The sequence below is a fragment of the Mesorhizobium sp. P2_E9 genome, assembly GCF_056403815.1.
On sequence record NZ_JBFUET010000010.1, the window covers coordinates 108,604 to 132,948 of the forward strand.

The 24,345-nt window shown below is 64.8% G+C and carries 23 protein-coding genes; 11 read left to right on the plus strand and 12 right to left on the minus strand.

What is annotated here, in order from left to right:
* The first annotated feature begins 2 nt into the window (after positions 1–2).
* On the plus strand, positions 3–1,568 hold the full coding sequence (xseA, locus tag AC1D05_RS19600; protein ID WP_477443099.1) for an exodeoxyribonuclease VII large subunit: 1,566 nt from the start codon (positions 3–5) through the stop codon (positions 1,566–1,568).
* An 8-nt stretch (positions 1,569–1,576) separates the two neighbouring features.
* Entirely contained in the window at positions 1,577–2,713 is a 1,137-nt protein-coding gene (locus AC1D05_RS19605; protein WP_477443101.1) for a DmpA family aminopeptidase, read from the plus strand.
* A gap of 54 nt (positions 2,714–2,767) precedes the next feature.
* Here AC1D05_RS19605 and AC1D05_RS19610 read toward each other — a convergent pair whose 3' ends face one another.
* The gene (locus tag AC1D05_RS19610; RefSeq protein ID WP_477443103.1) at positions 2,768–3,019 is read right to left on the minus strand and encodes a hypothetical protein; all 252 of its coding nucleotides are present in this window, start codon (positions 3,017–3,019) and stop codon (positions 2,768–2,770) included.
* Positions 3,020–3,417: 398 nt separating this feature from the next.
* Positions 3,418–4,107 carry an SDR family NAD(P)-dependent oxidoreductase gene (locus AC1D05_RS19615; RefSeq protein ID WP_477443105.1) on the minus strand — a complete coding sequence of 230 codons (690 nt, stop codon included), beginning with the start codon at positions 4,105–4,107 and terminating at the stop codon, positions 3,418–3,420.
* 62 nt (positions 4,108–4,169) lie between these two features.
* Here AC1D05_RS19615 and AC1D05_RS19620 point away from each other — a divergent pair, with 62 nt between their 5' ends.
* On the plus strand, positions 4,170–4,319 hold the full coding sequence (locus AC1D05_RS19620) for a hypothetical protein (RefSeq protein WP_477443106.1): 150 nt from the start codon (positions 4,170–4,172) through the stop codon (positions 4,317–4,319).
* An 83-nt stretch (positions 4,320–4,402) separates the two neighbouring features.
* On the opposite strand, the gene AC1D05_RS19625 is transcribed toward AC1D05_RS19620, so the two are convergent.
* The 7 genes from AC1D05_RS19625 to AC1D05_RS19655 form a co-directional block, all read right to left on the minus strand.
* Positions 4,403–5,422 carry an isopenicillin N synthase family dioxygenase gene (locus AC1D05_RS19625; RefSeq protein WP_477443108.1) on the minus strand — a complete coding sequence of 340 codons (1,020 nt, stop codon included), beginning with the start codon at positions 5,420–5,422 and terminating at the stop codon, positions 4,403–4,405.
* Positions 5,423–5,781: 359 nt separating this feature from the next.
* Complete coding sequence (locus AC1D05_RS19630) at positions 5,782–6,411, minus strand: FMN-binding negative transcriptional regulator (RefSeq protein ID WP_477443110.1); 630 nt, start codon at positions 6,409–6,411, stop codon at positions 5,782–5,784.
* A gap of 65 nt (positions 6,412–6,476) precedes the next feature.
* On the minus strand, positions 6,477–7,358 hold the full coding sequence (locus AC1D05_RS19635; RefSeq protein ID WP_140774912.1) for a branched-chain amino acid ABC transporter permease: 882 nt from the start codon (positions 7,356–7,358) through the stop codon (positions 6,477–6,479).
* Positions 7,359–7,363: 5 nt separating this feature from the next.
* Entirely contained in the window at positions 7,364–8,068 is a 705-nt protein-coding gene (locus AC1D05_RS19640; protein ID WP_477443112.1) for an ABC transporter ATP-binding protein, read from the minus strand.
* 4 nt (positions 8,069–8,072) lie between these two features.
* Positions 8,073–9,239, minus strand: coding sequence for an ABC transporter substrate-binding protein (locus AC1D05_RS19645; protein WP_477443113.1), 1,167 nt, complete (start codon positions 9,237–9,239; stop codon positions 8,073–8,075).
* 35 nt (positions 9,240–9,274) lie between these two features.
* Positions 9,275–11,122, minus strand: a complete 1,848-nt coding sequence (locus AC1D05_RS19650; protein WP_477443115.1) for a branched-chain amino acid ABC transporter ATP-binding protein/permease — start codon at positions 11,120–11,122, stop codon at positions 9,275–9,277.
* Between the two features lie 14 nt (positions 11,123–11,136).
* Positions 11,137–12,303 carry an NAD(P)/FAD-dependent oxidoreductase gene (locus tag AC1D05_RS19655; protein WP_477443117.1) on the minus strand — a complete coding sequence of 389 codons (1,167 nt, stop codon included), beginning with the start codon at positions 12,301–12,303 and terminating at the stop codon, positions 11,137–11,139.
* Between the two features lie 145 nt (positions 12,304–12,448).
* Here AC1D05_RS19655 and AC1D05_RS19660 point away from each other — a divergent pair, with 145 nt between their 5' ends.
* From AC1D05_RS19660 to AC1D05_RS19680, 5 genes are read left to right on the plus strand one after another with little or no spacing between them, the layout of a single operon-like run.
* Positions 12,449–13,387, plus strand: coding sequence for a MurR/RpiR family transcriptional regulator (locus AC1D05_RS19660; protein WP_477443118.1), 939 nt, complete (start codon positions 12,449–12,451; stop codon positions 13,385–13,387).
* Positions 13,384–14,046: a cysteine hydrolase family protein gene (locus AC1D05_RS19665; protein ID WP_477443120.1), complete on the plus strand. Its 663-nt coding sequence runs from the start codon at positions 13,384–13,386 to the stop codon at positions 14,044–14,046. Before AC1D05_RS19660 ends, AC1D05_RS19665 begins: the two co-directional genes overlap by 4 nt.
* Complete coding sequence (locus tag AC1D05_RS19670) at positions 14,043–15,365, plus strand: type I glutamate--ammonia ligase (protein WP_477443122.1); 1,323 nt, start codon at positions 14,043–14,045, stop codon at positions 15,363–15,365. Before AC1D05_RS19665 ends, AC1D05_RS19670 begins: the two co-directional genes overlap by 4 nt.
* Complete coding sequence (locus AC1D05_RS19675) at positions 15,365–16,147, plus strand: N-formylglutamate amidohydrolase (RefSeq protein ID WP_477443124.1); 783 nt, start codon at positions 15,365–15,367, stop codon at positions 16,145–16,147. The genes AC1D05_RS19670 and AC1D05_RS19675 overlap by 1 nt, the downstream gene beginning before the upstream one ends.
* Positions 16,144–17,460: an aspartate aminotransferase family protein gene (locus AC1D05_RS19680; protein ID WP_477443126.1), complete on the plus strand. Its 1,317-nt coding sequence runs from the start codon at positions 16,144–16,146 to the stop codon at positions 17,458–17,460. Before AC1D05_RS19675 ends, AC1D05_RS19680 begins: the two co-directional genes overlap by 4 nt.
* A 244-nt stretch (positions 17,461–17,704) precedes the next feature.
* Here AC1D05_RS19680 and AC1D05_RS19685 read toward each other — a convergent pair whose 3' ends face one another.
* Positions 17,705–19,144, minus strand: coding sequence for an FAD-binding oxidoreductase (locus AC1D05_RS19685; RefSeq protein ID WP_477443128.1), 1,440 nt, complete (start codon positions 19,142–19,144; stop codon positions 17,705–17,707).
* 280 nt (positions 19,145–19,424) lie between these two features.
* Here AC1D05_RS19685 and AC1D05_RS19690 point away from each other — a divergent pair, with 280 nt between their 5' ends.
* Together AC1D05_RS19690 and AC1D05_RS19695 are read left to right on the plus strand one after the other, a co-directional pair.
* Positions 19,425–19,901, plus strand: a complete 477-nt coding sequence (locus tag AC1D05_RS19690; protein ID WP_477443130.1) for a carboxymuconolactone decarboxylase family protein — start codon at positions 19,425–19,427, stop codon at positions 19,899–19,901.
* Positions 19,901–20,758, plus strand: a complete 858-nt coding sequence (locus AC1D05_RS19695) for a sigma-70 family RNA polymerase sigma factor (protein WP_477443131.1) — start codon at positions 19,901–19,903, stop codon at positions 20,756–20,758. Before AC1D05_RS19690 ends, AC1D05_RS19695 begins: the two co-directional genes overlap by 1 nt.
* 13 nt (positions 20,759–20,771) lie before the next feature.
* Here the strand turns inward: AC1D05_RS19695 and uxuA are convergent, their stop codons facing one another.
* The gene (uxuA, locus tag AC1D05_RS19700) at positions 20,772–21,956 is read right to left on the minus strand and encodes a mannonate dehydratase (RefSeq protein ID WP_477443133.1); all 1,185 of its coding nucleotides are present in this window, start codon (positions 21,954–21,956) and stop codon (positions 20,772–20,774) included.
* Between the two features lie 104 nt (positions 21,957–22,060).
* On the opposite strand from uxuA, the gene AC1D05_RS19705 reads away from it, so the two are divergent.
* Complete coding sequence (locus tag AC1D05_RS19705) at positions 22,061–22,846, plus strand: SDR family NAD(P)-dependent oxidoreductase (protein ID WP_477443135.1); 786 nt, start codon at positions 22,061–22,063, stop codon at positions 22,844–22,846.
* 105 nt (positions 22,847–22,951) lie between these two features.
* On the opposite strand, the gene AC1D05_RS19710 is transcribed toward AC1D05_RS19705, so the two are convergent.
* On the minus strand, positions 22,952–24,214 hold the full coding sequence (locus tag AC1D05_RS19710) for a DUF763 domain-containing protein (RefSeq protein ID WP_477443137.1): 1,263 nt from the start codon (positions 24,212–24,214) through the stop codon (positions 22,952–22,954).
* Positions 24,215–24,345: the final 131 nt, after the last annotated feature.

Genomic DNA, 24,345 nt, shown 5'->3' on the forward strand with positions numbered 1-24,345 from the left:
CCATGAGCGACGCAGCATCCGAATCACGCACCAACGCCACCGAGTACACGGTGAGCGAGATTTCCGGCGCGCTGAAGCGCACGGTCGAGGACGTCTTCGGCAATGTGCGGGTGCGCGGCGAAATCTCGGGCTATCGCGGCCCGCATTCCTCCGGCCATGCCTATTTCGCGCTGAAGGATGACCGCGCCCGGCTCGACGCCGTGGTGTGGAAAGGCACGATGAGCCGGCTGAAATTCCGCCCCGAGGAAGGGATGGAGGTGATCGCCACCGGCAAGCTTACCACCTATCCCGGAAAGTCCAACTACCAGATCGTCATCGACAATCTGGAACCCGCCGGCGCCGGCGCGCTGATGGCGCTGCTGGAAGAGCGCAAGCGCCGGCTGCAGGCGGAAGGGCTTTTCGATGCCGGCCGCAAACGCCGGCTGCCGTTCATGCCACGCGTCATCGGCGTCGTCACCTCGCCGACCGGTTCCGTCATCCGCGATATCATCCATCGCATCAAGGACCGCTTTCCGCTGCATGTGCTGGTCTGGCCGGTGCGCGTGCAGGGCGAGACGTCAGGCACGGAAGTGACCAACGCCGTCACCGGGTTCAACGCACTGGCCTGGGACGGCGCCATCCAGCGCCCCGATCTCTTGATCGTCGCGCGCGGCGGCGGCAGCCTTGAGGACCTCTGGGGTTTCAACGACGAGGCGCTGGCCCGCGCCGTTGCTGCCTCGGGCATTCCGGTGATCTCGGCGGTCGGCCACGAAACCGACTGGACACTGATCGACCTCGTCGCCGATGTGCGGGCGCCGACACCGACGGGCGCGGCCGAAATCGCCGTGCCGGTGAAGGCCGACCTCGAAGCGACGCTGGCCAGCCTTGGCGCGCGGCTCAAGGCCGCGGTGCTGCGCAATTTCGAACGCAAGCGGCAGGCCGCCCGGGCGGCGGCGCGCGCTTTGCCCTCGCCCGATCAATTGCTGGCGCTGCCGCGCCGACGCCTCGACGAGGCGACATCGAGGCTCGGCCGTGGCCTGTCCGTCAGCGTCGATCGCAAGCGGGCACGGCTCCAAGGCCAAAGGCTGACGCCGGCCACGCTGTCGCGGCGCATAAACGAGGCGCGCACGCTGACCGGCCGCGATCTCGCCCGCGCACAGGCGGCGTTCTTTGCCATCGTGCGCGAACGCCGCGCACGCTTTGCGCGCACCGCGACGCGGCTGTCGCCTGCACCGATCGTACGCAGGCAGAAACTGCAAGGGGACGCGCTGGCGGCGCTCGCCAGGCGGCAGGACCGGGTCATATCGCTGCGGCTCGAACGCCTGCGCGGCCAGTTGAGCCAGGCCGAGCGCCTGCTGACCACGCTTTCGCACAAGGCCGTCCTGGCGCGCGGCTTCGCGCTGGTGAAGGATGCTGACGGCGCCGTCATCAAGCAGGCGGCTGACGTGGCATCGGGGATGGCGCTTTCACTGGAGTTCGCCGACGGCACGGCAGATGCTGTCGCAACCAGTGGCACGGCGCGGCCGAAGCCGGCTGTGAGGCCTGCGACCAAGACCAAGGAACCTGGCAACCAAGGCTCCCTATTCTGAGACGCCCCATGACCGATAGTTCGCATCACCTGAAAACGCCGTCAGGCAAACCGCGCGCCCGAAGCTTCGGCATCGGTTTTGACGGCACGCCAGGCTCGTTTAACGCTATCACCGATGTGCCCGGCGTCGCGGTCGGCTATGCGACGCTGATTTCAGGCGACGGCGCCCTGGTCGTCGGCAAGGGACCGGTGCGCACCGGTGTCACCGCGATCCTGCCCAGGCCACTTGCTGATCTGGCCAGGCCGGTCTTCGCCGGCATTTTCAGCCAGAACGGCAATGGCGAGCTGACCGGCTCGCACATCGTCGAGGAAACCGGCGCTTTCAACTTCCCGATCACCATCACCAACACGCATTCCTGCGGTGTTTCGCGGGACGGCACGCTGCGCTGGATGCAACGTGTGTTGCCGGAGGCGCTCGACAGCGGCTGGGGCCTGCCGGTGGCGGCGGAGACCTATGACGGCTTTCTCAACGACATCAACGGCCACCATTTGACCTTTGAGCACGTGGCCCAGGCGCTTGACGGTGCGGTCAGCGGACCGATCGAGGAAGGCAGCGTCGGCGGCGGCACCGGCATGATCACCTTCGGCTTCAAGGCCGGCTCGGGCACGGCATCGCGCATCGTCGGGTGGCAGGGAAACTCCTACACGGTCGGCGCGTTTGTGCAGTCGAATTTCGGCAAACGGCGCAATTTTACCCTTCGTGGCCTGCGCGCCGGGCTCGAACTCGCGGAGCCGGCGATCCGCGAAGGCACGCCACGCGCCGAAAAGGGTTCGATCATCGCTGTCGTCGCCACCGATGCGCCGTTCCTGCCGCACCAGATGAAGCGGCTGGCCCGCCGCGTACCGCTTGGCGTCGCCATGACCGGCGGCTTCGGCTATCACAGCTCAGGCGACATCTTTATCGCCTTCTCGACCGCCAACCCTGCCGCGGCGCTGGCGCCGTCGGGCCGGATCGCCAATGCCGATTTCATCCCCGACACCGACATCGATCCATTTTTCGATGCCGTGATCCAGGCGGTAGAGGAATCGATCCTCAACGCCCTGGCCGCCAATGATGACATGACCGGGCGCGACGGCAATTTCGTGCCGGCGCTGCCGAAGACTTGGCTGAAAGAAAAGTTCGGGCTGAAAGAAAAGTTCGGCTGAGACGAAAACGCGGGCCGAAGGGCCCGCGCATTCAAACCGAGTGGCCGTTGAAATCTATTCCGCGGCCCTGCTGGAGGCCTGCTGGTGCTCGTCGGCTTCGGCCGCTTCTTCGAGCCGGGACGCAATGAGTTCCTGGATATCGCCGACTTCTTCCTGGATGTCCTCCAGCGGGATGCCGACCTCTGCCGCCTTGGCGGCGCATTCCTTGGCCAATGTCTCGGCCTGCTTGTCGATCCTGGCCTGGGACTGGCAATGGACCTTTTCGCCGATCCATCCCCGCAAGAACTCGATCGCGTGTTCACTCATACTGCTGTTCCCTGGCGGCAAAGCCGGTTGGTAATCATAAACGTCGGCATCCCGTAAAGGATGCATTCTCCCATTCCAGCCGAGTCGCGGCCACCCGGCAAGTCAATGCCGTCCAAGGTCCACAGAGCTGAAGGAAATCGAGGGGTGAAAAACATTTTCTGATTCTGAAGGACTGTACCGTTGGCGGGATCTGGCCCGCTCCGAGCAATTGCTTCTACCTTTTACGGCTTTCAGTCCGTTTAGTAATCTCAATGGCTGTCGCTACAGCCGCCTTTTGACGTTTCGCTTCCAGGCGCGAGCCAGCGAAGCCGCCGGTATATAGTGATATCCTCATCCAATGTCGACTCCTCCCAACGGTGCCCACAGCTTGCACCAAAGTCGCACCCCCGCGCACCCCATCAGAAGGTTTCGACCCAGGGCCTGAGCTCCATTTCCCAGGTCCAGGCGCTGCGGTGCTGGCGGTGGATGGAAAGATAGGCCTCGGCGATCGCATCCGGTGACAAACGGCGATCCGGCGGCCCGGACTCCTGCCCAGACGCGCCAGAAGCGATGCCGCCGTCGATGATGAAATGCGCGACGTGGACGTTCTTCGGCGCCAGCTCACGAGCCATGGACTGGGCCAGCCCGCGCAAGCCGAATTTCGGCATCGCAAAACCGGCCGAGCCGGCGAACCCCTTCACGCTAGCCGTCGCCCCGGTGAAGAGGATCGAACCCGAGCCCAGAGCCACCAGCCGTCGGGCCGCCTGCTGGCCGACCAGGAACCCGCCATAGGCCCCAACCAGCAAAGCCTGCCGGACCGCCTCGGGATCGAGCTCGGCTATCGGCCCACGGGCACGTCCGCTGGCATTGAAAACGGCGAGCGAAAGCGTGCCGGCCTTGTCGGCGACATCGAACAGACGCTCGACCGATGCGGGATCGGAGACATCGGTTGCCACGGCCTGCGCACCGGTCTCGCCCTGCAATGCACCGAGTTTCTCGATGTTGCGCGCGGCCAGAACGACGCTGAACCCTTCCTTCGCGAGAAGGCGCGCCAGCGAGGCGCTCAGGCCGGAGCCCGCACCGGCGATGACGGCGACATTGGATGTCATGAGATTTCTCCTTCTTTCCACGGGACTGCGGTCGATGGCTGGCGAATGAGCGGTATGGAAACTTGCCGGATCAGCACGGCGACGGCAACGCACAAGCCAAGAAAAAGGCCGGGCGCGAAAACGGCCCGGCCAAAAAGAAGGTCGTAACCTTCAGAGGGGAACACCGCTCGGCGAAATGGGAGGAAAACACCGAACGGATTTTTCTATTTTGAACCGATTCTCGGCCAGGTACGACGGATGATTTTCTAAAAATTGGCCAGGATGGCAAAAATCTTGTCCTTTCTTAGCCCAAGGCTCAGCCAACCCGGCTTTCCCTTTCGAGCAGATCGGCATAATGACGCCGCGCGACGTCGGGATGCGAGCGCAGCCGGCTTTTCAGCACATTGGTTCCGACATCGCGAAACAGCGGATTGTCCGGATCGCTGGCGGGTCCGCGCGCCTGCGCCGCCAATTCCTCGGAAAGGCCAAGCAGCGGTATCGTCGCATCGAGCCTTGCGCTGAAGAAGAACGGCACGGAAATGCGCTCGACGCCGGCGGGCGGCGTCACCACACGATGTACGGTTGCGCGCAAAAAGCCATTCGAGGCGAGTTCGAGCAATTCGCCGATGTTGACGACGAGCGTGCCGGGAATGGGGTCCACATCCACCCAGGTACCGTCATAGTCGACTTGCAGTCCCTTATTGTCATCCTGGAGCAGCAAGGTGAGGAAACCGCCATCCTTGTGCGCGCCGACACCCTGGTCGCCGCCAGTCGCATCGCGGCCGGGGTAGCGCACGATCTTCATGCGATGATTGGGCTCTGCGCTGTAGATCGGGTCGAAAGCATCCTCCGGCTGATCGAGCGACAGCGCGAAGGCCTTCAGCAGCCGGATCGCCACGGCCGTCACCTTAGCCTGCCAGCCGAGCAGCGCCGGCTTGAGATCCGGCTGCGCCGCGGGCCACTGGTTCGGTCCCTGCAGCCGCGTCCAGGCGGGAACTCCCGGCCCTTGCGCGATGGGTTGGCGCTCGACGCCAATATCGAGCTGTTCGCGCCAGTCCTCCTTGCCCTTGGTCAGTTCGCCACCGGCGCGGGTGTAGCCGCGGAACTGCGAGGACTTGACCATCTCGATTGCAAGCTTGTCGGCCTCCGGCAAGGCAAAGAACTGGCGCGACGCGGTGAGCACCTCGCTGATCTCCGCCCAGGAGATGCCATGTCCGGCCAGATAGAAAAAGCCGATGTCGCGCGAAGCGGAGCGCAAGTCCGCCAGAAATGTCCGGCGTTCCGACGCGCCTTGCTCAAGACGGCTCAGATCGAGCACAGGCACTATTCTGGGCATATCAGGCTCCTTTCCTGGCGCGTTCAGGGCGTTGCTTGAAATCTCCGCCCGAAAAACCCAGCCGATTGAACATGCAGGCACTTTTTCGCGACCGAAGCCGCCATCAACGTGCGCAAGTCTCATCGACTTCAGATTGCCGGGAAAGAAACGATCAGCCCTTCGTTGCGACCGTGACGAACAATTTTTCCATTCGCATGGGCAAGTGGATGATGATCGCGATCAGACCGGCGCTGGGCGCGCGCGCCCCTCAACCCCATTGGCGCCCTCAGCCCTGCTGGGCCGCCCTCAACAGCATGCCGAAGAGGTCGCGCGGCTCGTCGGGATCGGCCAGCATGTCGAGTTCCTTGCCGACGCGCCGGTCAGGCCTTGCGATGCGCGTTGTGCGCCTTCATCATCGCGGCGAGCGCCGGATCGTTTTGCTCCAACGCACCGATCGCGCCGGCCGTGTCGTAGAGGCGCTCATCCTGCCCCATCTTGAACTTGGCTTCGAGCCGCTCGATCGGCAGGTCCAAGCCAAGAATATGCGGTATGCGCCGCTCCATGCCGCCAGGACCGAGTTCGCGCATGCGCCAGCGGTCGTCGCGATCCTTCTCCAGCACGTCGACCAGCTGCAGCAAATGCCGGGCGGTGCCATGGTCCTCGACGGGCACCGGCCGGCCATGACAATGCACCACGGCAAAATTCCAGGTCGGCGCGCTGTCGCGCACTGGCCTGCGCGGATACCAGGACGGCGAGATGTAGCCATGCGGCCCCTGGAAGATCGCGACCGTTTCCCTGCCCTCCGCAATCAGGGCGCTTTGCGGATTGGCCCTGGCGAGATGCGAAACCAGCGTGCCGTTTTCGCCGCGCGTGCGGTCGAGGACGAACGGCAGATGTGAAACCACGAGCCCTTGCGGTCCCGATGTCACCACCGTTGCAACGGCGGCCGCCTCGATCAGGCCGAACACGTCGTCGCGCGATAGAGGCGCGAATTCCGGCTTGCTGTACATGAGATATCTTCTTGTTTGAGCATGATCTTATCCGAAAACCGGTTCCCACTTTTCGGGATCATGCTCTAGCTACGCTGGACCCGGACCGCCGGGATCAGGCCTTGCGGGCGCAGCAGCAGCACGGCGATGACGCCCGACAGCACGATGGCGTCGCGATAGGGCGCGATCGCCGCCGGCAACGTCGCCTGCAGCAGCACCTCGATGATGCCGAGCAGGAAGCCACCGGCCACCGCACCGGGCAGGCTGCCAAGCCCGCCGACGACGGCGGCGATGAAGGCCTTCAGCACCGGCGTAAAACCCATCAGCGGATCGACCGAGGCGCGCTGCGCCACCCACAGCATCGCCGCCAGCCCCGCCAGCAGCCCTGAGAGCAGGAAGGCGGTCGCGATGATGCGACTGGCCGGAATGCCCATCAGGCGCACGACGTCGAAATCCTCCGCCGCGGCGCGCATCGCCGTGCCGGTCACCGAGCGGCGCAGGAAGACTTCCAGCGCAATCAGCGCCAGCGCCGAGACGACGATGGAGATGCTCGGACCAACGCCGATGGTGAAATCGCCGAAGGAGAAGGCGCCGGTCATCCAGCCGGGCATGGCGACGGCTTGCGGCCGGGCCGAAATGCCGTTCTGGAAGACGACTTTCAAAAGGCTGGATACGGCGAAACTGGTCAACAGAAGACTGGTGACGCTGGCCCCGCGCATCGGCCGGAAGGCGATCCGCTCCATGGCGACGGCGGCAAGCGCGCCGCAGGACACGGCGACAAGCACGGCCACCGGGAAAGGAAAGCCGAGCACCAGCGAAGCCAGAAGCGCATAGCCCGACAGTGTCATCAGCTCGCCATGGGCGAAGTTGATGAGGCCGACGATGGAAAAGACGATTGCCAGGCCGAGCGCCAGCAGCGCATAGACGCCGCCGAGGCTGACCGCATTGATGATCTGCTGCGCGACCATGCTTCTCAAGCTCCCAGATAGGCCTGGCGGACGAGGTCCGACGAGGCGAGTTCCTTGGCCGTGCCCGACAGCACGACCTCGCCATTGGCGAGCACGACGGCGCGGTCGGCGATTTCCAGCGCCAGCGCCACATTCTGCTCGACCAGAAGAATGGTCAGGCCCTTGCGGCGCAATTCGGCGACCAGGTCGAAGACGGTGTCGATCAGTTGCGGTGCAAGGCCGAGCGAGGGTTCGTCGAGCAGGATCATGCGCGGCTTGCCCATCAGCGCCCGGGCAATCGCCAGCATCTGCTGTTCGCCGCCGGACAGGTTGCCGCCCTTGACCCGGTGGTAGCGGCGCAGGATCGGGAACAGCTCCAGCATCTCCTCCTCGCGCACCCTCGCCTCGGCGACGGGCTGGTGCACCGCACCGCCGAGTCGCAGATTGTCGGCCACCGTCAGGCTGGCGAAGATGCGGCGGCCTTCGGGAACCAGCGCGACGCCCTTGCGCGCGATCGCCTCCGGTGTCAGGCCGGTGATGTCGACACCATCGAACACCACCTTGCCGGATGCTGCCGGCACCAGCCCGGCGACGGCGCCGAGCGTCGAGCTCTTGCCAGCGCCATTGGCACCAACCAGCGCGATGATCTCGCCGCTGTCGACCGTGAGATCAACGCGGCGCACCGCCTCGACTTCGCCGTAGCGGATATTCAGGGCTTCGACGCTCAGCATGACATCACGGCACCGGAACGTCGGCGGCGTCGGGGATCAGGGTTTCGACATGCTTGGCCTCGCCACCCTCGTAGCGCATCAGCGCCACGGGCCTGAGCGGCATGCGGTTGGTGCCGGCATAGGTGATCTTGCCGGTGATGCCTTCGAAATCCTTGAGGTTGGCGATGGCGTCGCGGATCGCCTTGTGTTCGCCGGAGCCGGCCGTCTTCACCGCCTGGTCGAGGATCAGCCCGATCTCGTAGCCATTGACTTCATAGGTCGATTCCGGCGCGTGGCCGGCATACTTGGTAAAGGCGGCGTTGAAGGCCTCGAGCTTGCTGCCCGGCTCGGCATAGCCGGCCGCAGTGTAGACGACACCGTCGACCAGCTTGCCCAGTGCCTTGATGGTCGGCGTGCCGATGGCATCGGCGCCATAGACCGGGATGGTGACACCGGCACCGCGCAATTGCTGGATGAAGGCCGGGAAATCCGGCTCATAGGCCGCCGTCATGATCAGGTCCGGCTTGTCGGCCAGGCCCTTGATGTTGGTGATCTCGGCGGAGAAATCGGGCTGGCCCATGCTGAAAGTGCCACGGCCGACAACGGCGCCGCCCTTCTTCTCGAACACCTTGCCGAAATATTCCGGCAGGTTGGCGGTGTAGGTGGAATCCGGCGAGGTCAGCAGGAACACCTTCTTCTTGCCTTCGGAGACGGCGAAATCGGCAACCGCCGTCGCCTGTACATTGTCGGCCGGATAGGTGCCGAACATGACGTCGCCGACGGCACCGGTGAGCACGGGGGCGGAGCCGCACAGCGTCAGGGTCGGAATGCCGAGCGGCTGGGTGAGCTGGCCGGCGGAAATCGAGGGATCGGCATCGCATGGCGTGATCATGATCTTGGCGCCGGCGTCGATCAGCTCCTGCGCGACGGTGGCGGTCTGCGCCGTGTCGGAGCGCGTGTCCTTGATCAGCAATTTGACAGTGTATTTGCCGCCGAGCCCGCCCTTGGCGTTGAGTTCGTCGAGCGACATGCGCAGGCCGGCGAGTGCCGGCTGGTCGTAGGGGGCAAGAACTCCTGTCTGAGCAGTCGCAACACCAATGATGATCTCCTCGGCACTGGCCGTCGAAACGGCGGCAATGCCGAACACCGCCGCGCACAAAGCGGTATGATGGAGGCGATAGAGGCTTGGCATGTCGGTTCTCCTTCTGGATTTGTTATCGTTGCGGTTTATGCGGTCTGGCCTTCGGCTGTTGCGTGCGCGGTCTTGGCGCGTGCCGTGCGGCTGCCGAGATAGGCGGCGATGACGGCTGGATTCTTCTGGACGTCGCCGGGCGTGCCGTCGGCGATGACGCGGCCGTGGTCGATGACGACGATGCGCTCGCAGAGATTCATCACCAGCCGCATATCGTGCTCGATCAGCACGACGCCGATGCGCCGCTCGGCGCGCACCGCCGACAGGATGGAAACGAGTTCGGCGGTCTCGACGGCGTTCATGCCGGCGGCCGGCTCGTCGAGCAGCAGGAAGCGCGGCCTCAGCGCCAGCGCGCGGGCCACCTCCAGCCGCCGCCGCTGGCCATAGGCGAGCCGGGCCGCCGGCTGATCGGCAAATTTCTCCAGCCCCATGCGGGACAGTTCGCGCATGGCCGCAGCCTCTGCGTGGCCGAGATCAGGTTCGACCTGGCGGGCGGCGACGACGACGTTTTCCAGCACGGTCATGTGCGGGAAGACGCGGATGTTCTGGAAAGTGCGGGCGATACCCGATCGGGCAAAGCGGAAGGCCGAGGCCTGCCGCACCACGCCACCGACGGACACGGTCCCGGCACTTGGCTGGACATCGCCGGCCAGCATGTTGAGCAGCGTCGTCTTGCCGGCGCCGTTGGGGCCGATGATGCCGGTGATGCTGTCGGTCTCGAAACTCAGGCTGACGTCGTCCACCGCGACGACGCCGGCATAGCGGCGTGACAGATGGTCGGCCACCAGCCGGTCGGCACCGACCAGCTGCGGCGCGGCGGCCGAAGCCGTCACAGCCTGGCGTCCGGACCGGCGCAGAAGGTTGAGCTCGCGCTCGCCGAACAGGCCGGTCGGCCGCCGCCAGATGACGAGGATCATGGCGATGGCCAGCACGCCCTGGGTCAGGCCGAACAGGACCGGCAGATGCAGGCCAAGCACCTCGCCGCCGCCCTCGAAGCGGCGCACCACCTCGATCACCACGATGGTGACGATGACGCCGGCGAAGGCACCGAGCGACGACGTCATGCCACCGACGATCAGCATGGCGAGCATGGTGAAGCCGAGGTCGAAATAGAAATCGCGCGGCGAAAAGGCCCCAAGGAATTGCGCCATCATCGCGCCGGCGGCCATGGCGGCGACCACGCCCGCCACCCAGGCAGCGAGACGCGCGGTGCGCTGATCGACGCCGACGGCGGCGGCACCACGCTCGTCATTGGCGGCGGCGCGGGTGGCAAGGCCGAAGGAGGTTTCGCGAAACAGCCTTGCCGCTATCAGCGCCACCGAGGCGACGGCGGCGGCGGTCCACAGGCCGACCTCGCGCGGCACGCCGTAGAAAGGTTGGCTGCCGCGCGTGATCTCGCGTCCCGCGACCAGCAGCGTGTAGACGATGATCAGCATGGCGAGCGTGGCGATCGAGGCGCTCGATCCGGTCAGCCTGAGCAGCGGCGTGCCGGTCAACAGACCGACAATGACCGCGAGAACAAGGACGACAGCCAGCGCCGCGAAGAAGGAGAGTTGATAGCCGGCAAGGAAATCCGGCAGGTCGCGCAACGCTGTCCGCTGCAGCGCGGTCGGCATGGTGAGGATGCCGGTAGCGTAGGCGCCAAGCCCGACAAAGGCGGCCTGACCGAACGAGACGATGCCGCTGTTGCCGGAAAAAATCTGCAGGCCAAGCACCGCCGTCAGCATGATCGCGGCATAGGTAACGACGCGCTGCATGGCGGCGCCACCGAAGATGAAGGCGGCAAGCGCCACCAAGAGCAGCACCGCCACCATGCACAGGGCGTCAGCCGCGGCGTAGCGAAACGCGGCCGGCATGAGACCGCGTGGCTTGCTCTCGCTCATCTCCACCGACGCCATCACGCGGCCTTGAAGCGGCTTGGCGAGAATGGCGCCAGGATCGGTTGCGCGCCTTGCGTGACCAGTTTCGCGATTGCCTCGCCTACAGCCGGTCCGGTCTTGAAACCGTGGCCGGAGGAACCCGCCGAAACGACCAGTCCTTCCACACCAGGCATGGCGCCAATGACGGGCAGATCGTCGGGGCTCATGTCGTAGAGCCCGGCATAGCCCGGCCGGATACCAAGCTCGGCCATGGCCGGCACGCGGGTAGCAAAGGTCTCCAGGATCTCGACGGATTCAGACTCTTCGACACCTTCCATGTAGGTGTCGGGATTCTCGACGAAACGCGGCCGGCCGGCATGCTCGTGGCGCAGGCCGGTGCCGCCGCCAGCCCAGGTGCCGGCCAGGATGACGCCGTCATTGTCGGGCCGCGCATAGTTGCAGGAAATGTCGTCGCACCAGGCGAAAGGCATGACCTTGCGCGCCTGACCGGCCGCATCGAGCACCGCCATCGGGTGGCGCTCGACATGCAGCGGCAGATCCAGGCCGATCGTCGCCAGCAAGCGACGGGTCCACGGCCCGGCGGCAAGAACAACCGTATCGGCTTCCAGCACCGTTCCATCAGCCAGGGTGACGCCAGTGATGCGGTCGTCCTGTCGCCGAAGGCTTTCAACCAGCGTGTTCTGCAGGATCTTCGCACCATTGGCCCGGGCGGTGCGAGCGATGGCGTTTGTGGCGCCGAAGGCATCGGCGTAGCCAAATTCCGGCTCCCACAACGCCAGCGCGACATTGTCCAGCGCAAAGCCGGGCGCGGCGTCGGCAAAGGCTTGGGGCGACAAGGTCTCCATCCGCGCGCCCTCGCCGCGGATGCGCTCTGCCGCCACCTTCCAGCTCGTCTCATTGTCGTTGCCGCAGACCCACATCATGCCGATCTCGGTGACAAAGGATCCCTCGCCCGCGATCTCCGGCAGCGACACCAAGATCTCGCGGCCACGGATGGAAAGCTGCGACAGGTCCGGCATCAGGTAGAAGGCGTGCAACAGCGCCGAGGATTTGCCCGACGGCCCGCCGGCTGGATGGGTCTGCTCGATCAGCGCGACATTCACGCCGGCCTTGGCCAGATGATAAGCGGTGCTCGATCCAACAATTCCAGCACCGACGACGATGACGTCGTTTCCGTTTCGCATGGCTGTTCCCCACAGTCTCTTGGCTGCTTTCCGACAAGGTAAGGCCAGCGATCGCACAATGTCAATCTCTCTTCATTGTTGACCGAGTTTTAAATCTCTGTAATAAACTCCACAAAACAAGAGACCACGGATTTCGGGGAGGCCCATGGCGATACGCGATGTTCTGATGCGCGGGGATCTGGCGCTGACGCCGTCGGAAGAGAAGATCGTCCGGCTGCTGTTGACAGACTATCCGACCTCCGGCCTCGGTACCGCCTCGTCGCTCGCCCGGCGCGCCGGCGTCAGCGATCCGACCGTGGTCCGGCTGGTCGTCAAGCTCGGCTATGAAGGGTTTCCGGATTTCCAGGCAAAGCTGCTCGCCGAGGTCGAAGCCAGGCTGCATTCGCCTTTGTTGATGATGGAGGCCAAGCGCCAAAGCGGCTCCAGCGACAGCGCGGTGCTTGCCTATCTCGATTCCGTCACCACGGCCCTGCAGAAAGCCACCGCCGCGACGCCGGTGCAGACCTATGAGCGGGCCGGGCGCCTGCTGATGGAAGCCAAGGGCGAGATCGTGCTGGTTGGTGGCCGGTTCAGCCGCCACATCGCCGGCATGCTGGCCGGATATCTCGTGCAGTTCCGCTCCGGGATCCGCGACGTCGGCGTGCTCTCCCCCCAGACATTCGACACGCTGGCTGACCTCGGCCGCCGCGATGTACTCGTCGTCTTCGACTATCGCCGCTATCAGCTCGACGTGATGGCCTATGCCAGCCAGGCGGCGGCACTCGATGTGCGCATCCTGCTTTTCACCGACCAATGGCTGTCGCCAATTTCAGATTTCGCCGAAGTCACCATCGTCAGCCCGTTGGAAGTTGCCTCGCCCTATGACACGCTGGCGCCGGCGATCGCGCAGATGGAGGCGCTTACCGCCCACATCGTTTCGACGCTGGGCGACGACGCCCGGGCGCGCATCGAGCGGATCGAGAAAGTGCGGCACGCCAATGCGGTAACGCTCGACAGCGACCCGCAAGAGAACGGCGCCCGCCAAGCAACCGGACCCCGCAAGACACCCGGACCCAAATCAGCAAAGCAGGACGACAAAGCATGACCCAAGCCTTATCCAAACAGGCCCTACCCAAGCGAGACGAAGCCTTCCGCGCCGGCGAGACGGCGCTGCTGCTCGTCGACATGCAGCGCATCTGGCTGGAGCCGGGCGCCGATCCCTCGCATCCGGAGCGCGGCCCCGATCATTATTTCTATCGGAAGACATCTTCGCAGACGATTCCCAACCAGGAACGCCTGCTGGCAGCGGCGCGGGCCAATGGCGTCGAAGTGCTGCACACCATCATCCAGAGCCTGACCGAAGACGGCCGCGACCGCTCGCTCGACCACAAGCTGACGCCGATCCATGTCGCGCCGAGCCTCCCCGAGGGCCTGCCGGTTGCATCGCTGGCGCCGGTCGGCGACGAGATCATGCTGCCGAAGACCTCGTCCGGCATCTTCAACTCGACCAATGTCGACTACCTCTTGAAGAACCTCGGCATCCGCTATCTCGTCGTGGTCGGCGTGCTCACCGACCAGTGCGTCGACATGACCGTGCGCGACGGCGCCGACCGCGGCTACCTCGTCACCTGTGTCGCGGACGCCTGCGCCACCATTACCCAAGAGCGCCACGACATCGCGCTGAAAGCCTTCGGCGGTTATTGCTGGGTCGCCGACACCGACACTGTCGTCGACCGTTTCAACGCTCTGGGACAACCTGCATGACATCGTCCGTCGAGCCTCTCGTTGCCGTCGTCACAACCGATCTCTCCGCAGTCACGCGGGGCCGCTTCGTTGTCGAAAGCAGACTGCAGAAAACCGCCACGACCGGTGTCGGCTGGCTGCAGGCCAATCTGTCGATGACGCCGTTCAATTCGATCGTCGACCCCAATCCCTGGGGCTCGTCGGGCGACCTGCGGCTGATCCCCGATCTCAAGGCGCGCTTCCGCACCGAACGGACCGGGTCGCCGACGCCGTTCGACATGGTGGCCGGCGACATTGTCGAGCTCGACGGCAGCCCCTGGCTCGGCTGCACAAGGACCATGCTCAGGGATGCGCTGGCGGAGCTGAAGGCTGCAACCGGTCTTTCCGTCGTCGCCGCCTTCGAGCATGAGTTCCACATTGCCGGCGGCAGCTTCGCGCCGGCGCATTCGATGTCCTTCGCCGCCCTGCGCCGCACCGATCCGTTCGCCCCTAATTTGATGGCGGCACTGGAGGAGGCTGATGTCGGACCCGAAGTGGTCATCGCCGAATTCGGCGACGAGCAGTTCGAGGTGACCCACGAGCCGGCCGATGCGTTGACGGCGGCAGACCGCGCCGTCGCCATCCGCGAGATCACGCGCGAAGTGGCGCGCAATGCCGGCTGGCGCGCAAGCTTCGCGCCGAAAATCGCCGCCAATGCCGTCGGCAATGGCGTGCACATCCATTTCAGCTTCGTCGACGAGGCCGGCAAGCCGGTGACTTACGATCCCGCGCAACCCGGCGGCCTGTCCGCCAAGGCCGGCGCCTTCTGTGCCGGCGTGCTGCGTCATTTGCCAGCAATCACCGCCATGACAGCGTCGAGCGTGGCGTCCTTCTACCGGCTGAAGCCGCACAGCTGGAGTTCGTCCTACACCTGGCTTGCCGACCGCGACCGCGAAGCGTCGCTGCGCATCTGTCCGACGGTGACGATCGGCGGCCGCGATCCGGCACGGCAGTACAATGTCGAATACCGGGCCGCCGACGCCACCGGCAATCCCTATCTGTCGCTGGCGGCGATCATCCGCGCCGGCCTCGAAGGATTGAAGGCGGACCTGCCGTCACCGCCGCTGGTCACCGGGGACCCGACGCTGATGAGCGAGGCGGAACGGTCAAAGCTTGGCCTGGTGCGGCTGCCCGAGACGCTGCCCGCCGCGCTGGACGCGCTTCTCGCCGACAAGACCGTCACGGGATGGTTCGCGCCTGTCTTCATCGAGACCTTTGTCGGGCTCAAGCGACATGAGGCCGAGCGGCTGGCCGGTCTCGATCCGGCTGCCATCTGCGATCTCTACCGGACGCTTTATTGATGACTTTGCAGACTGAAAAAGACTTGCTCGCTCAAAGAGACTGGCCCGACGCCGTCGAGGTTCTCAACGAGCACGGTCTCTCGGATATCGTCCTGTTGTGCGAGCATGCGTCCAACCACATGCCGACTGAGTATCGACAGCTCGGGCTCGATGCCAGCCATCTGCAACGCCATATCGCCTGGGATATCGGCGCCGCCGAGGTGACGCGCCTGTTGTCGACACGGCTCGATGCTCCGGCCTTCCTCAGCGGCTACTCACGTCTGCTGATCGACCTCAACCGGCCACTGGGCACCCCCGGCAGCATTCCGGTGCTGTCGGAAGACACCGGCATTCCCGGCAATGTCGGCATCCATACGGCGGAACGGGACCGACGCGCGGAAATCATGTTTTCGCCATTCCATGAGCGGGTGGCCGCACATCTTGATCGCCGGCTGGTCCAAGGCAGGCCGACCCGGATCGTGACGATGCACTCCTTCACGCCGGTCTTCCTCGGTGTTGCCAGGCCATGGCATGCGGGCGTGCTGCATGCCCATGCGGCTGATCTCGCCGAAGCGATCCTTTCGGGCCTGCGCACGGACGCGGCACTCAATGTCGCGGCCAACGTGCCCTATGTGATCAGCCGCGACGCCGATTACGCCGTGCCCGTTCATGGCGACGATCGCGGCATCCCCGCCGTCCTCGTCGAGATCCGGCAGGACCTTTTGTCGACAAGGTCTGGCATCGAGGAATGGGCGGATCGGCTGGCGGCGGCGTTGCCGGCACAGACGGAAACGGTCTCATGAGCAATCTCAGCCTGCGCGAGCGCGATGCCGCGACCATTGCGCAGATCGGCAAGCTGCGCTTCTCGCCGCTCAGCGTCGTCGGGGGCAAGGGCAATCGATTGATCGAGGAAGGCGGCCGCTCGCTGCTCGACCTGTCGGGATCGGCCGGCCCGGCAGTGCTCGGCTACGGTCATCCGGCCATCGTCGAGGCGGTCGAGGCCTCCGTCCGCAGCATGGCGGGCGCCAGCCTGCTGCTCTATCCGAACGAGCCTGCGGTCTCGCTGGCCGAACGATTGCTCGCGATCACGCCTGGAGAAAGCGAACGGCGCGTCTGGTTCGGCCATTCCGGGTCGGACGCCAATGATTGCGCGGTGCGCGTGCTGCAGGCGGCCACCGGCCGGTCGCGCTTCATCTCCTTCATCGGCTCCTATCACGGCAACCTTTCCGGCTCGATGGGCATCAGCGGCCACACCGCCATGACGCATACGCTGCCGCGGCCGGGCGTGGTGCTATTGCCCTACCCCGATCCGTTCCGGCCAACCTTCAGCGGCGAGGACGTGCTTGCCCTGCTCGACTACCAGTTCGAGACCACCTGCCCGCCGCACCAGGTCGCGGCCGTGTTCATCGAGCCGCTGATGTCGGATGGCGGGTTGATCGTGCCGCCTCCTGGTTTTCTCAAAGCGTTGCAGGAGCGCTGCCGCAAGCACGGCATCAAGATCGTGCTCGACGAGGTCAAGGTCGGGCTCGCCCGCAGCGGCATGATGCACTGCTTCCAGCACGAAGGGCTGACGCCGGACCTCGTCGTGTTTGGCAAGGGCATCGGCGGCGGGCTGCCGCTGTCGGCCGTGGTCGGGCCGAAGGAAATCATGGATCATGCGCCGGCCTTCGCCCTGCAGACCACCGCTGGCAATCCGGTGGCGACATCGGCCGGCAACGCGGTGCTGAAGACGATCGCGAGCGAAGGCCTGGTCGAACGCTCCGCGCGGATCGGCAAACTCTTTTCCGATGCGCTGCGGGGGCTTGCCTCAAAACACGAGATCATCGGCGATGTGCGCGGGCGCGGGCTTGCGATCGGCGTCGACCTGGTCAAGGACCGCGCGACACGCGAGCCAGTGCCTGCCACGAAGACGGCCAAGATCATCTATCGCGGCTATGAGCTGGGGGCTGCCTTCACCTATGTCGGGCTGAAGGCCAATGTGCTCGAATTCATGCCGCCGCTGACATTGACCGAAGACGAAGTGGCCGAGGGCGTCGCCATCGTCGACCAGGCCATCGCCGACGTGAGTGCCGGCAAAGTGTCGGATACGGATGTGGCGTCGTTCATGATGTGGTGATGGGAGAAACGCGCGCTCCATCAATTTGCGCCGGCGGATCGATCCAATCTTTCGAAGCATAAATGGCAATGACCTACCTATTGATCAGCGGCGGCGCTTCCAAGAGGGCGTGGCGCGCAACAGGATCAGCACCTGACGCGGTGGCGGCCCTGTGAGCTGAGCAGCGAAAGAGCAATGACCCATGGCCGAATCCCGCGCCCCTGGCGGAGGCGCGGGATTTTTTTGTCGCTGCCACGCGGGCGGCTCAGGCGGCGCGCTGGCTTTGCCTCGGCCGCAAATTCTGGTTCATGCGGAACAGGTTCAGCGGGTCATAGCGCTGCTTGATCTCCAGAAGCCGCTGGTAATTGCCGCCATAGGCCGCTTCGACCCGGTCGACCTCGTCCTCAGGCATGAAGTTCACATAGGCCGTGCCTGCAGCATAGGGTTTGGCCGCCTCATAGAGGCTGCGCGCCCAACCGATGCAGGCCCTATCCATTGCGGGTTCGCGCCAGCGGGCATGGACATTCATGACGAAGTGCGAGCTGCGTTGTGGAAACGCCGTTGCGTTCTGTGCTACACGGCCCGCCGCACCGCCGACATGGCCGATGAATATCTCGCATTCCGGGCCAGGAAGCTCACGTATCGCTTCGGTGAGGATCTCGGCTGCCCTGTTGGAAAGCTCGGTGAAGTCATGGCTCTTCCAGTAGTTGCGGGCACCGGGGACGAGCAATGGGTCGAATGCCTGCTGCCAGCTGGTGAACGGGTTGGGGCCGACGACATCGGCAATCGGCGAGCCGATGGCGCGAAGCTTCTTCGTAGCCTTTTCACCTGCTTGGAGATCACCGCAATAGCACATGGCCAGCACCAGAACATCCTTGCCATGCCACTCGGCCGGCAGGAAGGGCAGCGGTGGCGCTTGCCGCATGACCACCCAGCAGGTCAGTTCGTCGGGCGCCGTTTCGAGCGCCTTGCGATACTCCCCCAGCACCTTCTCGGCATCGGCGAAAGGATGGACGACAAGCCCCGACAGAACCTGCGGACCCATCTGGTGGAGCTGAAACTCGAATGCAGTGACAATGCCGAAATTGCCGCCGCCGCCACGCAGCGCCCAGAACAGGTCTGGATTTTCCGTCTGGCTGGCGCGCAGTAAATTGCCGTCGGCGGTGACCACATCGGCGGAGACAAGATTGTCGATGGTCAGGCCGAATTTGCGGGTGATCCAGCCAAAGCCACCGCCCAGGGTCAGGCCTGATATGCCGGTGGTCGAATTGATGCCTGTCGGCACCGCCAGCCCAAAGGCCTGCGTTTCGCGGTCGACATCGGCGAGCGTAGCGCCAGGTCCGACCCATGCCCGCCGTGCGGCGGGATCGACCCGCACCGACTTCATCGGCGACAGATCGATCATCAGACCGCCATCGCAGACGGCGCTGCCGGCAATGTTATGGCCGCCGCCGCGCACGGAGACAAGAAGCCTGTTTTCCCTGGCGAAATTCACGGCACGGATGACGTCGGAGGCGCCGACGCAACACACGATCAGCCCGGGCCGCCGGTCGACCGTGGCATTCCAGATGGTGCGGGCTTCGTTGTAGGCAGCGTCTCCCGGCTGAAGCAGTGTGCCGCGCAATTGTGCCGAAAGCGCTTCGATGGCTGCGGCGCCGACTGTCGTCTTGCCGCGATCAAGCGTGGTGAGGCTCATGGTGTTCATGGTTTCCTCCCGATTTGCTTATGAGCCGTTCTCCCTCAAACGCCTTCAATTCTGCTCTTATATTAGACGCCGCGCAAGTTTATGCAGGCCTTGGACCAGAGGGCAGACCGCCGCTTGGCGCGCATCAACGGCGGCAAACGCTCGAAGGTGACTTGGCCGACGCCGAGCATATGCCGGAGCAACTGACGGGAACGGCGGGAGAACAAAAAACCTGGCGTGGATGTCACACCAGCACTTCCTCACTCGTCATGGGATCGGCACCAACAGAAGGAAGCCAACCATGACCGCAAAAATCGACCTCTTCGCCGCCGCCCCTGCGCTGATGAGGAACTGGCAGCGCTCCTCGATCGAGCTCTCCGCCGCCGCCAGTCTCGAGCACAGCCTCACCGAACTGGTGAAGCTGCGTGCCTCGCAGATCAATGGCTGCGCCAACTGCATCAATCTCCATGCCACCGAGGCGCGCGAGAACGGTGAGACCGAGCAGCGCATCTACCTTTTGCCGGCCTGGCGCGAGGCGCCTTGCTACAGCGACCGCGAACGCGCGGCACTCAACTGGACAGAGGCCTTGACCCGTCTGTCGGAAGGTGCTGGCCATGCGAGCGCCTACGAAGAGCTGAAGGCGCATTTCACGGAGGAGGAGCAGATCAAGCTCACCTTGACGATCAACATCATCAACGCCTGGAACCGCATCGCAGTCGGTTTCGGCCTGTATGCCGATCCGGCGGCCGTGAGGGCCGCTCGGGTGGCCGCAGCCTGATGACGAGCACGGCGGACGACGACGCGGCAGCGGGCTTCGGCCCGCTGCGCCCCAAGCTCATGCGCGTCGCCTATCGCATGCTCGGCTCGGTGTCGGACGCCGAGGATGCCGTGCAGGAGGCCTTCATCCGCTGGATGAAGGCCGACCGCAGCGCGGTGCGCGAGCCCGAAGCCTTCCTGCGCCGCACGGTGACGCGGCTGTGCCTCGACCAGCCCAAATCCGCGCGGCACAAACGCGAGACCTATGTCGGCCCCTGGCTTCCCGATCCCGTGGTGGAAGAGGATGAAGTAGAAGACGTTACGTTGCCGCTGATGCTGGCGCTGGAGCGCCTGTCTCCGCTCGAACGGGCGGCCTTTCTGCTGCACGATGTGTTCGGCCTGGGATTTGACGAGGTTTCGGCCGCCGTCGATCGCGACCCGGCGGCCTGCCGCCAGCTGGCGGCTCGGGCGCGCGGCCACGTCCGCGAGGCGCGGCCTCGCTTTGCAGTGGAGAGGCAACACGGCTTCGAGCTTGCCGAAGCCTTCTTCACGGCCTCGCGCAGCGGTGACATGAAGGCGCTCGGCGCCATGTTAACAGCCGATGTCATCGCCCATGCCGATGGTGGCGGCAAGCGTCCGGCGGCCACCGAGCCGGCCCTGGGTTTCGATGCCGTGATGGCGCAGTACGAACGTGTTGCGGCCTGGTTGCGCATGCATGCTTCGAAACTTGTTCGCGTCGGTTTCATCAACGGCTTGCCGGGGTTCGTCACCCTGGAAGCCGATGGCGAACTCCAGACCACCGCACTCGACATCGAGGATGGGAAGATCGCGGCCATCTATGTCGTGCGCAATCCCGACAAGCTCAGGCACCTGCATTGAGGTGCCTGGCTCGTCAGGCCAACCCGAACTTCTCCACGGCGCGCATGATGCCGCGCAGTTCGGCGAGGCCTTTCAGCCGGCCGATCAGCGAGTAGCCGGGATTGATCTTCTTCTTGCCGATATCGTCGGCGAGCAGGTGGCCATGATCCGGCCGCATCGGAATGCGCCAGTCGGCACGGCCATCTTTGCGGCGGCGTGCCTCCTCCTGCATCAGAGCGAGGATGACATGCGCCATGTCGGTGCCGCCCTCGAGATGCTCGGCTTCGTAGAACGAGCCGTCCTCCTCGATGGTGATGTTGCGCAGATGGACGAAATGGATGCGGTCGGCGAATTCCTTGACCATGGCGACAATGTCGTTGTCGGCGCGGGTGCCGTAGGAGCCGGTGCAGAAGGTCAGACCATTGGCCGGACTGTCGACGGCGTCGAGGATGAAACGCGCATCCTGCGCGGTCGAAACGACGCGCGGCAGGCCATAGAGTGAAAAGGGCGGGTCGTCGGGATGGATGCACATGCGCACCCCTTCCTCTTCCGCCACCGGGATGATCTCGCGCAGGAACCAGGCAAGGTTGTCGCGCAATTCCTTCGGCCCGATCCCATCATACTCGGCCAAAGCCTCGCGGAAACTGTCGCGGTCATACTTGCGCTCGGTTGCCGGCAGGCCGGCGATGAGGTTGCGCTCGATCAGATCGATCTGCTCTGCTGTCAGCGCCTTCAGCCGCGTCTCGGCCTCGGCGATCCGCGCCGGGGTATAGCTGGCGGCGCCGTTCTCGCGTTGCAGCACAAAAAGATCATAGGCGGCAAAGTCGATGGCATCGAAACGCAAGGCGTAGCCGGTTGTCGGCAGACGATACATGAGGTCGGTGCGGGTCCAATCCACCACCGGCATGAAATTGTAGCAGACTGTCCTGATGCCGACCTTGGCGAGCGTGCGGATGCTGTCGCGATAGTAGCCGGCATAGCGCTCGCGTTCGGGCGCGCCGATCTTGAAGGAATTGTGGACCGGAATGCTTTCGACCACCGACCATGTCAGGCCGGCGGCCTCGATGATCCGCTTGCGTTCGAGCACATCGGCTTCGGGCCAGGCCCTGCCATCATAGATGTGGTGAAGCGCCGAAACCACGCCGGTGGCGCCAGCCTGCTTGACATGTTCAAGCGTCACCGGATCATCCGGACCATACCAGCGCCAGCACTGTTCCATTGCCACTTTTCCTTCTTGCGAGAGACCGGCAACCTATTGTTTGACGACGATGAGTGTCAAACTCGGAACCAGGTTTTTCGATAGCGCATGAAGGAGCTTCCGCGATGAAGGATTTCGACGGCAAGGTGGCATTGGTGACGGGGACGACCGGCATCGCGCTCGCCACCGCAAGACGGCTGGCGCAGGGGGGTGCGGCGATCATCGCCTGCGGCATCGACCGGGCCGCCAATGCCGCCATGCAGGAGAGCCTTGCCAAGGCCGGAGCGGACGCGCTGGTGCAAACGGTTGACGTCTCCGTTTCCGACCAGGTGCGTGACGCGGTCGCGGCCGGCGTCGCGAAATTCGGCGGCATCGACGTCATCGTCAATTCCGCCGCCGTCCATCCCTACGGAACCGCGACGACGACCGACTGGGAGACCTGGAACCGGGCGATGACGGTCAATGTCGGATCGATCTACCTGACCGCGCATTTCGGTATCCCGGAAATGATCAAGCGCGGCGGCGGTGCCATCGTCAATGTCGCTTCGGTGCAAGGCTTCGCCTGCCAGCAGAACGTCGCCGCCTATGCGACGACCAAGGGCGCCATCCATACGCTGACCCGCTCGCTGGCGCTCGACTACGCGTCGGCCGGCATAAGGGTGAATTCGGTCAGCCCAGGCTCGATCCGTACGCCGATCCTGGAGAAGGCCGCGCGCGGCGACAATGGCAGCGATGCCGATGTCGAGGAGGCCTACCGGCGCTTCGGCGCCGCCCATCCGCTTGGCCGCATCGGCGAGCCGGAGGAAGTGGCGGAGCTCATCGCTTTCCTGTGCTCGTCCAAGGCCGGCTTCTGCACCGGCGCCGATTACAAGATCGATGGCGGGCTGACCGCCGGGATTGGCGTAAAATAGAATCGTAAAGGTTGGTCCGCGGAGTCGTTCACCCCGTACAATTTTCGCTTCGCCCGGCAGGCCGGCGCGACCCACAGACAAGCCGCCGATGACTCCGGCGGCCTGTCATGTCTTCTTGTTCAGCTCCGCTGGCGCCTTGTCCGGCTCCGGTTCCCAGCCAAAGACACTGCGGCCGCCAAGCAGATGCGACTGGTCGAATTCGCCGGCGACGATTTCCTTCAGGCTGGGGCCGGTGACGTATCGCTCGACTTGCCGCGACTGATCGTCGAGCCGCCGCAGCGCGCCGATTTCCTCTTCACGGCCAAGTCTGGCTTTCTGCACGGCGGACTTCAGCACGCCGATCGTCTCGTCATAGACCTTGAGCGGAACAGGGAAAGGGTGCCTGTCCTTGCCGCCATGGGCGAGCGAGAAACGGCCGGGATCGGAAAAACGGCACGGCGCGCCGTGGACGACTTCGGCGACGAGGGCCAATGCGCGCACGGTGCGCGCGCCCACGCCGGGAACCAGCAGAAGCTCGGAAAAGTCCGCCGGGCCACACTCGGCGGCCGCCGCCATGTTTCCATGCAGGCGGCGCATGACGACATCGCTTTCGCGAACATCATGGTGCGCCGGCATGACCAGATGCGGCAGCAGCGGTTGCCCCGGAGCCGAAGCGGTATTGGGATGCAAAGCAGCGAATTCCCGCAGGATGCGGTCCGGGCCAAGGTCCTGCAGCAGGTCCAGTTGTCCCTGGCGCGAGGCCTCGGCGCGGCGGTCGGTCAGGTTGACGATCTCGCCCTGGTTGGCGCCCTCGATGGCGGCGTGCGGCTGATCGACGAAACTCTTCAGACCTTCGGACAGCCAATGGTAGCGGCGTGCCACCTTGCTGTCGCCGTTCATGCCTTGCTGCACCACCACCCAGTCGCCGTCATCGGTGACGATGAAGCCGTGCAGATAGAGGTCGAAGCCATCCTGAACCGCGGCACTGTCGACCTTGGCGACGAGCCGGCTGGCGGTTGCCAGGCGCGCGCCGTCGAAGCCGATGCGCTCGCCGATGGCGGCCAGCTCATGCGGGGTTTTGCGCGAGTGCGCGCCACGGCCGCCGCAGACATGAATGCCGAGTTCGCCCGACAGCGGCGTGAGGCCGCGTTTCAAGGCGCCGACGACGCTCGTCGTGATGCCGGACGAGTGCCAGTCCATGCCCATGACGGCGCCGAAGGACTGGAACCAGAACGGATGCGCCAGCCGCCGCAGCAACTCGGTGCGGCCATAATGATGGATGATCGCCTCGCACATGACGGCGCCAAGGCGCGTCATGCGGTCGCCCAGCCATTTCGGCACACGTCCGCCGTGAAGTGGAAGATCAGCACTGCCCGATCGTTGCGCCAAATCCGTTGCCTGTTCCGGTGTCTGTCCACACAGATAGGCATTCCGGGCCACGCAGGAAAGCTTCGAATGCTCCCGCTCGAATTCGCCGTGGACCAAATCGGTTTCAGCCCGATCGTGGGCGCAGCGCTCCC

Bases quoted from the DNA above. Each gene is read 5' to 3' on its own strand.
- AC1D05_RS19690 (WP_477443130.1), top strand. From the start codon at position 19,425: ATGACCGCAAAAATCGACCTCTTCGCCGCCGCCCCTGCGCTGATGAGG.
- AC1D05_RS19705 (WP_477443135.1), top strand. From the start codon at position 22,061: ATGAAGGATTTCGACGGCAAGGTGGCATTGGTGACGGGGACGACCGGC.
- xseA (WP_477443099.1), top strand. From the start codon at position 3: ATGAGCGACGCAGCATCCGAATCACGCACCAACGCCACCGAGTACACG.
- AC1D05_RS19630 (WP_477443110.1), bottom strand. From the start codon at position 6,411: ATGTACAGCAAGCCGGAATTCGCGCCTCTATCGCGCGACGACGTGTTC.
- AC1D05_RS19610 (WP_477443103.1), bottom strand. From the start codon at position 3,019: ATGAGTGAACACGCGATCGAGTTCTTGCGGGGATGGATCGGCGAAAAG.
- AC1D05_RS19605 (WP_477443101.1), top strand. From the start codon at position 1,577: ATGACCGATAGTTCGCATCACCTGAAAACGCCGTCAGGCAAACCGCGC.
- AC1D05_RS19660 (WP_477443118.1), top strand. From the start codon at position 12,449: ATGGCGATACGCGATGTTCTGATGCGCGGGGATCTGGCGCTGACGCCG.
- uxuA (WP_477443133.1), bottom strand. From the start codon at position 21,956: ATGGAACAGTGCTGGCGCTGGTATGGTCCGGATGATCCGGTGACGCTT.
- AC1D05_RS19665 (WP_477443120.1), top strand. From the start codon at position 13,384: ATGACCCAAGCCTTATCCAAACAGGCCCTACCCAAGCGAGACGAAGCC.
- AC1D05_RS19625 (WP_477443108.1), bottom strand. From the start codon at position 5,422: ATGCCCAGAATAGTGCCTGTGCTCGATCTGAGCCGTCTTGAGCAAGGC.
- AC1D05_RS19645 (WP_477443113.1), bottom strand. From the start codon at position 9,239: ATGCCAAGCCTCTATCGCCTCCATCATACCGCTTTGTGCGCGGCGGTG.
- AC1D05_RS19695 (WP_477443131.1), top strand. From the start codon at position 19,901: ATGACGAGCACGGCGGACGACGACGCGGCAGCGGGCTTCGGCCCGCTG.
- AC1D05_RS19650 (WP_477443115.1), bottom strand. From the start codon at position 11,122: ATGAGCGAGAGCAAGCCACGCGGTCTCATGCCGGCCGCGTTTCGCTAC.
- AC1D05_RS19655 (WP_477443117.1), bottom strand. From the start codon at position 12,303: ATGCGAAACGGAAACGACGTCATCGTCGTCGGTGCTGGAATTGTTGGA.
- AC1D05_RS19680 (WP_477443126.1), top strand. From the start codon at position 16,144: ATGAGCAATCTCAGCCTGCGCGAGCGCGATGCCGCGACCATTGCGCAG.
- AC1D05_RS19640 (WP_477443112.1), bottom strand. From the start codon at position 8,068: ATGCTGAGCGTCGAAGCCCTGAATATCCGCTACGGCGAAGTCGAGGCG.
- AC1D05_RS19675 (WP_477443124.1), top strand. From the start codon at position 15,365: ATGACTTTGCAGACTGAAAAAGACTTGCTCGCTCAAAGAGACTGGCCC.
- AC1D05_RS19615 (WP_477443105.1), bottom strand. From the start codon at position 4,107: ATGACATCCAATGTCGCCGTCATCGCCGGTGCGGGCTCCGGCCTGAGC.
- AC1D05_RS19685 (WP_477443128.1), bottom strand. From the start codon at position 19,144: ATGAACACCATGAGCCTCACCACGCTTGATCGCGGCAAGACGACAGTC.
- AC1D05_RS19635 (WP_140774912.1), bottom strand. From the start codon at position 7,358: ATGGTCGCGCAGCAGATCATCAATGCGGTCAGCCTCGGCGGCGTCTAT.
- AC1D05_RS19670 (WP_477443122.1), top strand. From the start codon at position 14,043: ATGACATCGTCCGTCGAGCCTCTCGTTGCCGTCGTCACAACCGATCTC.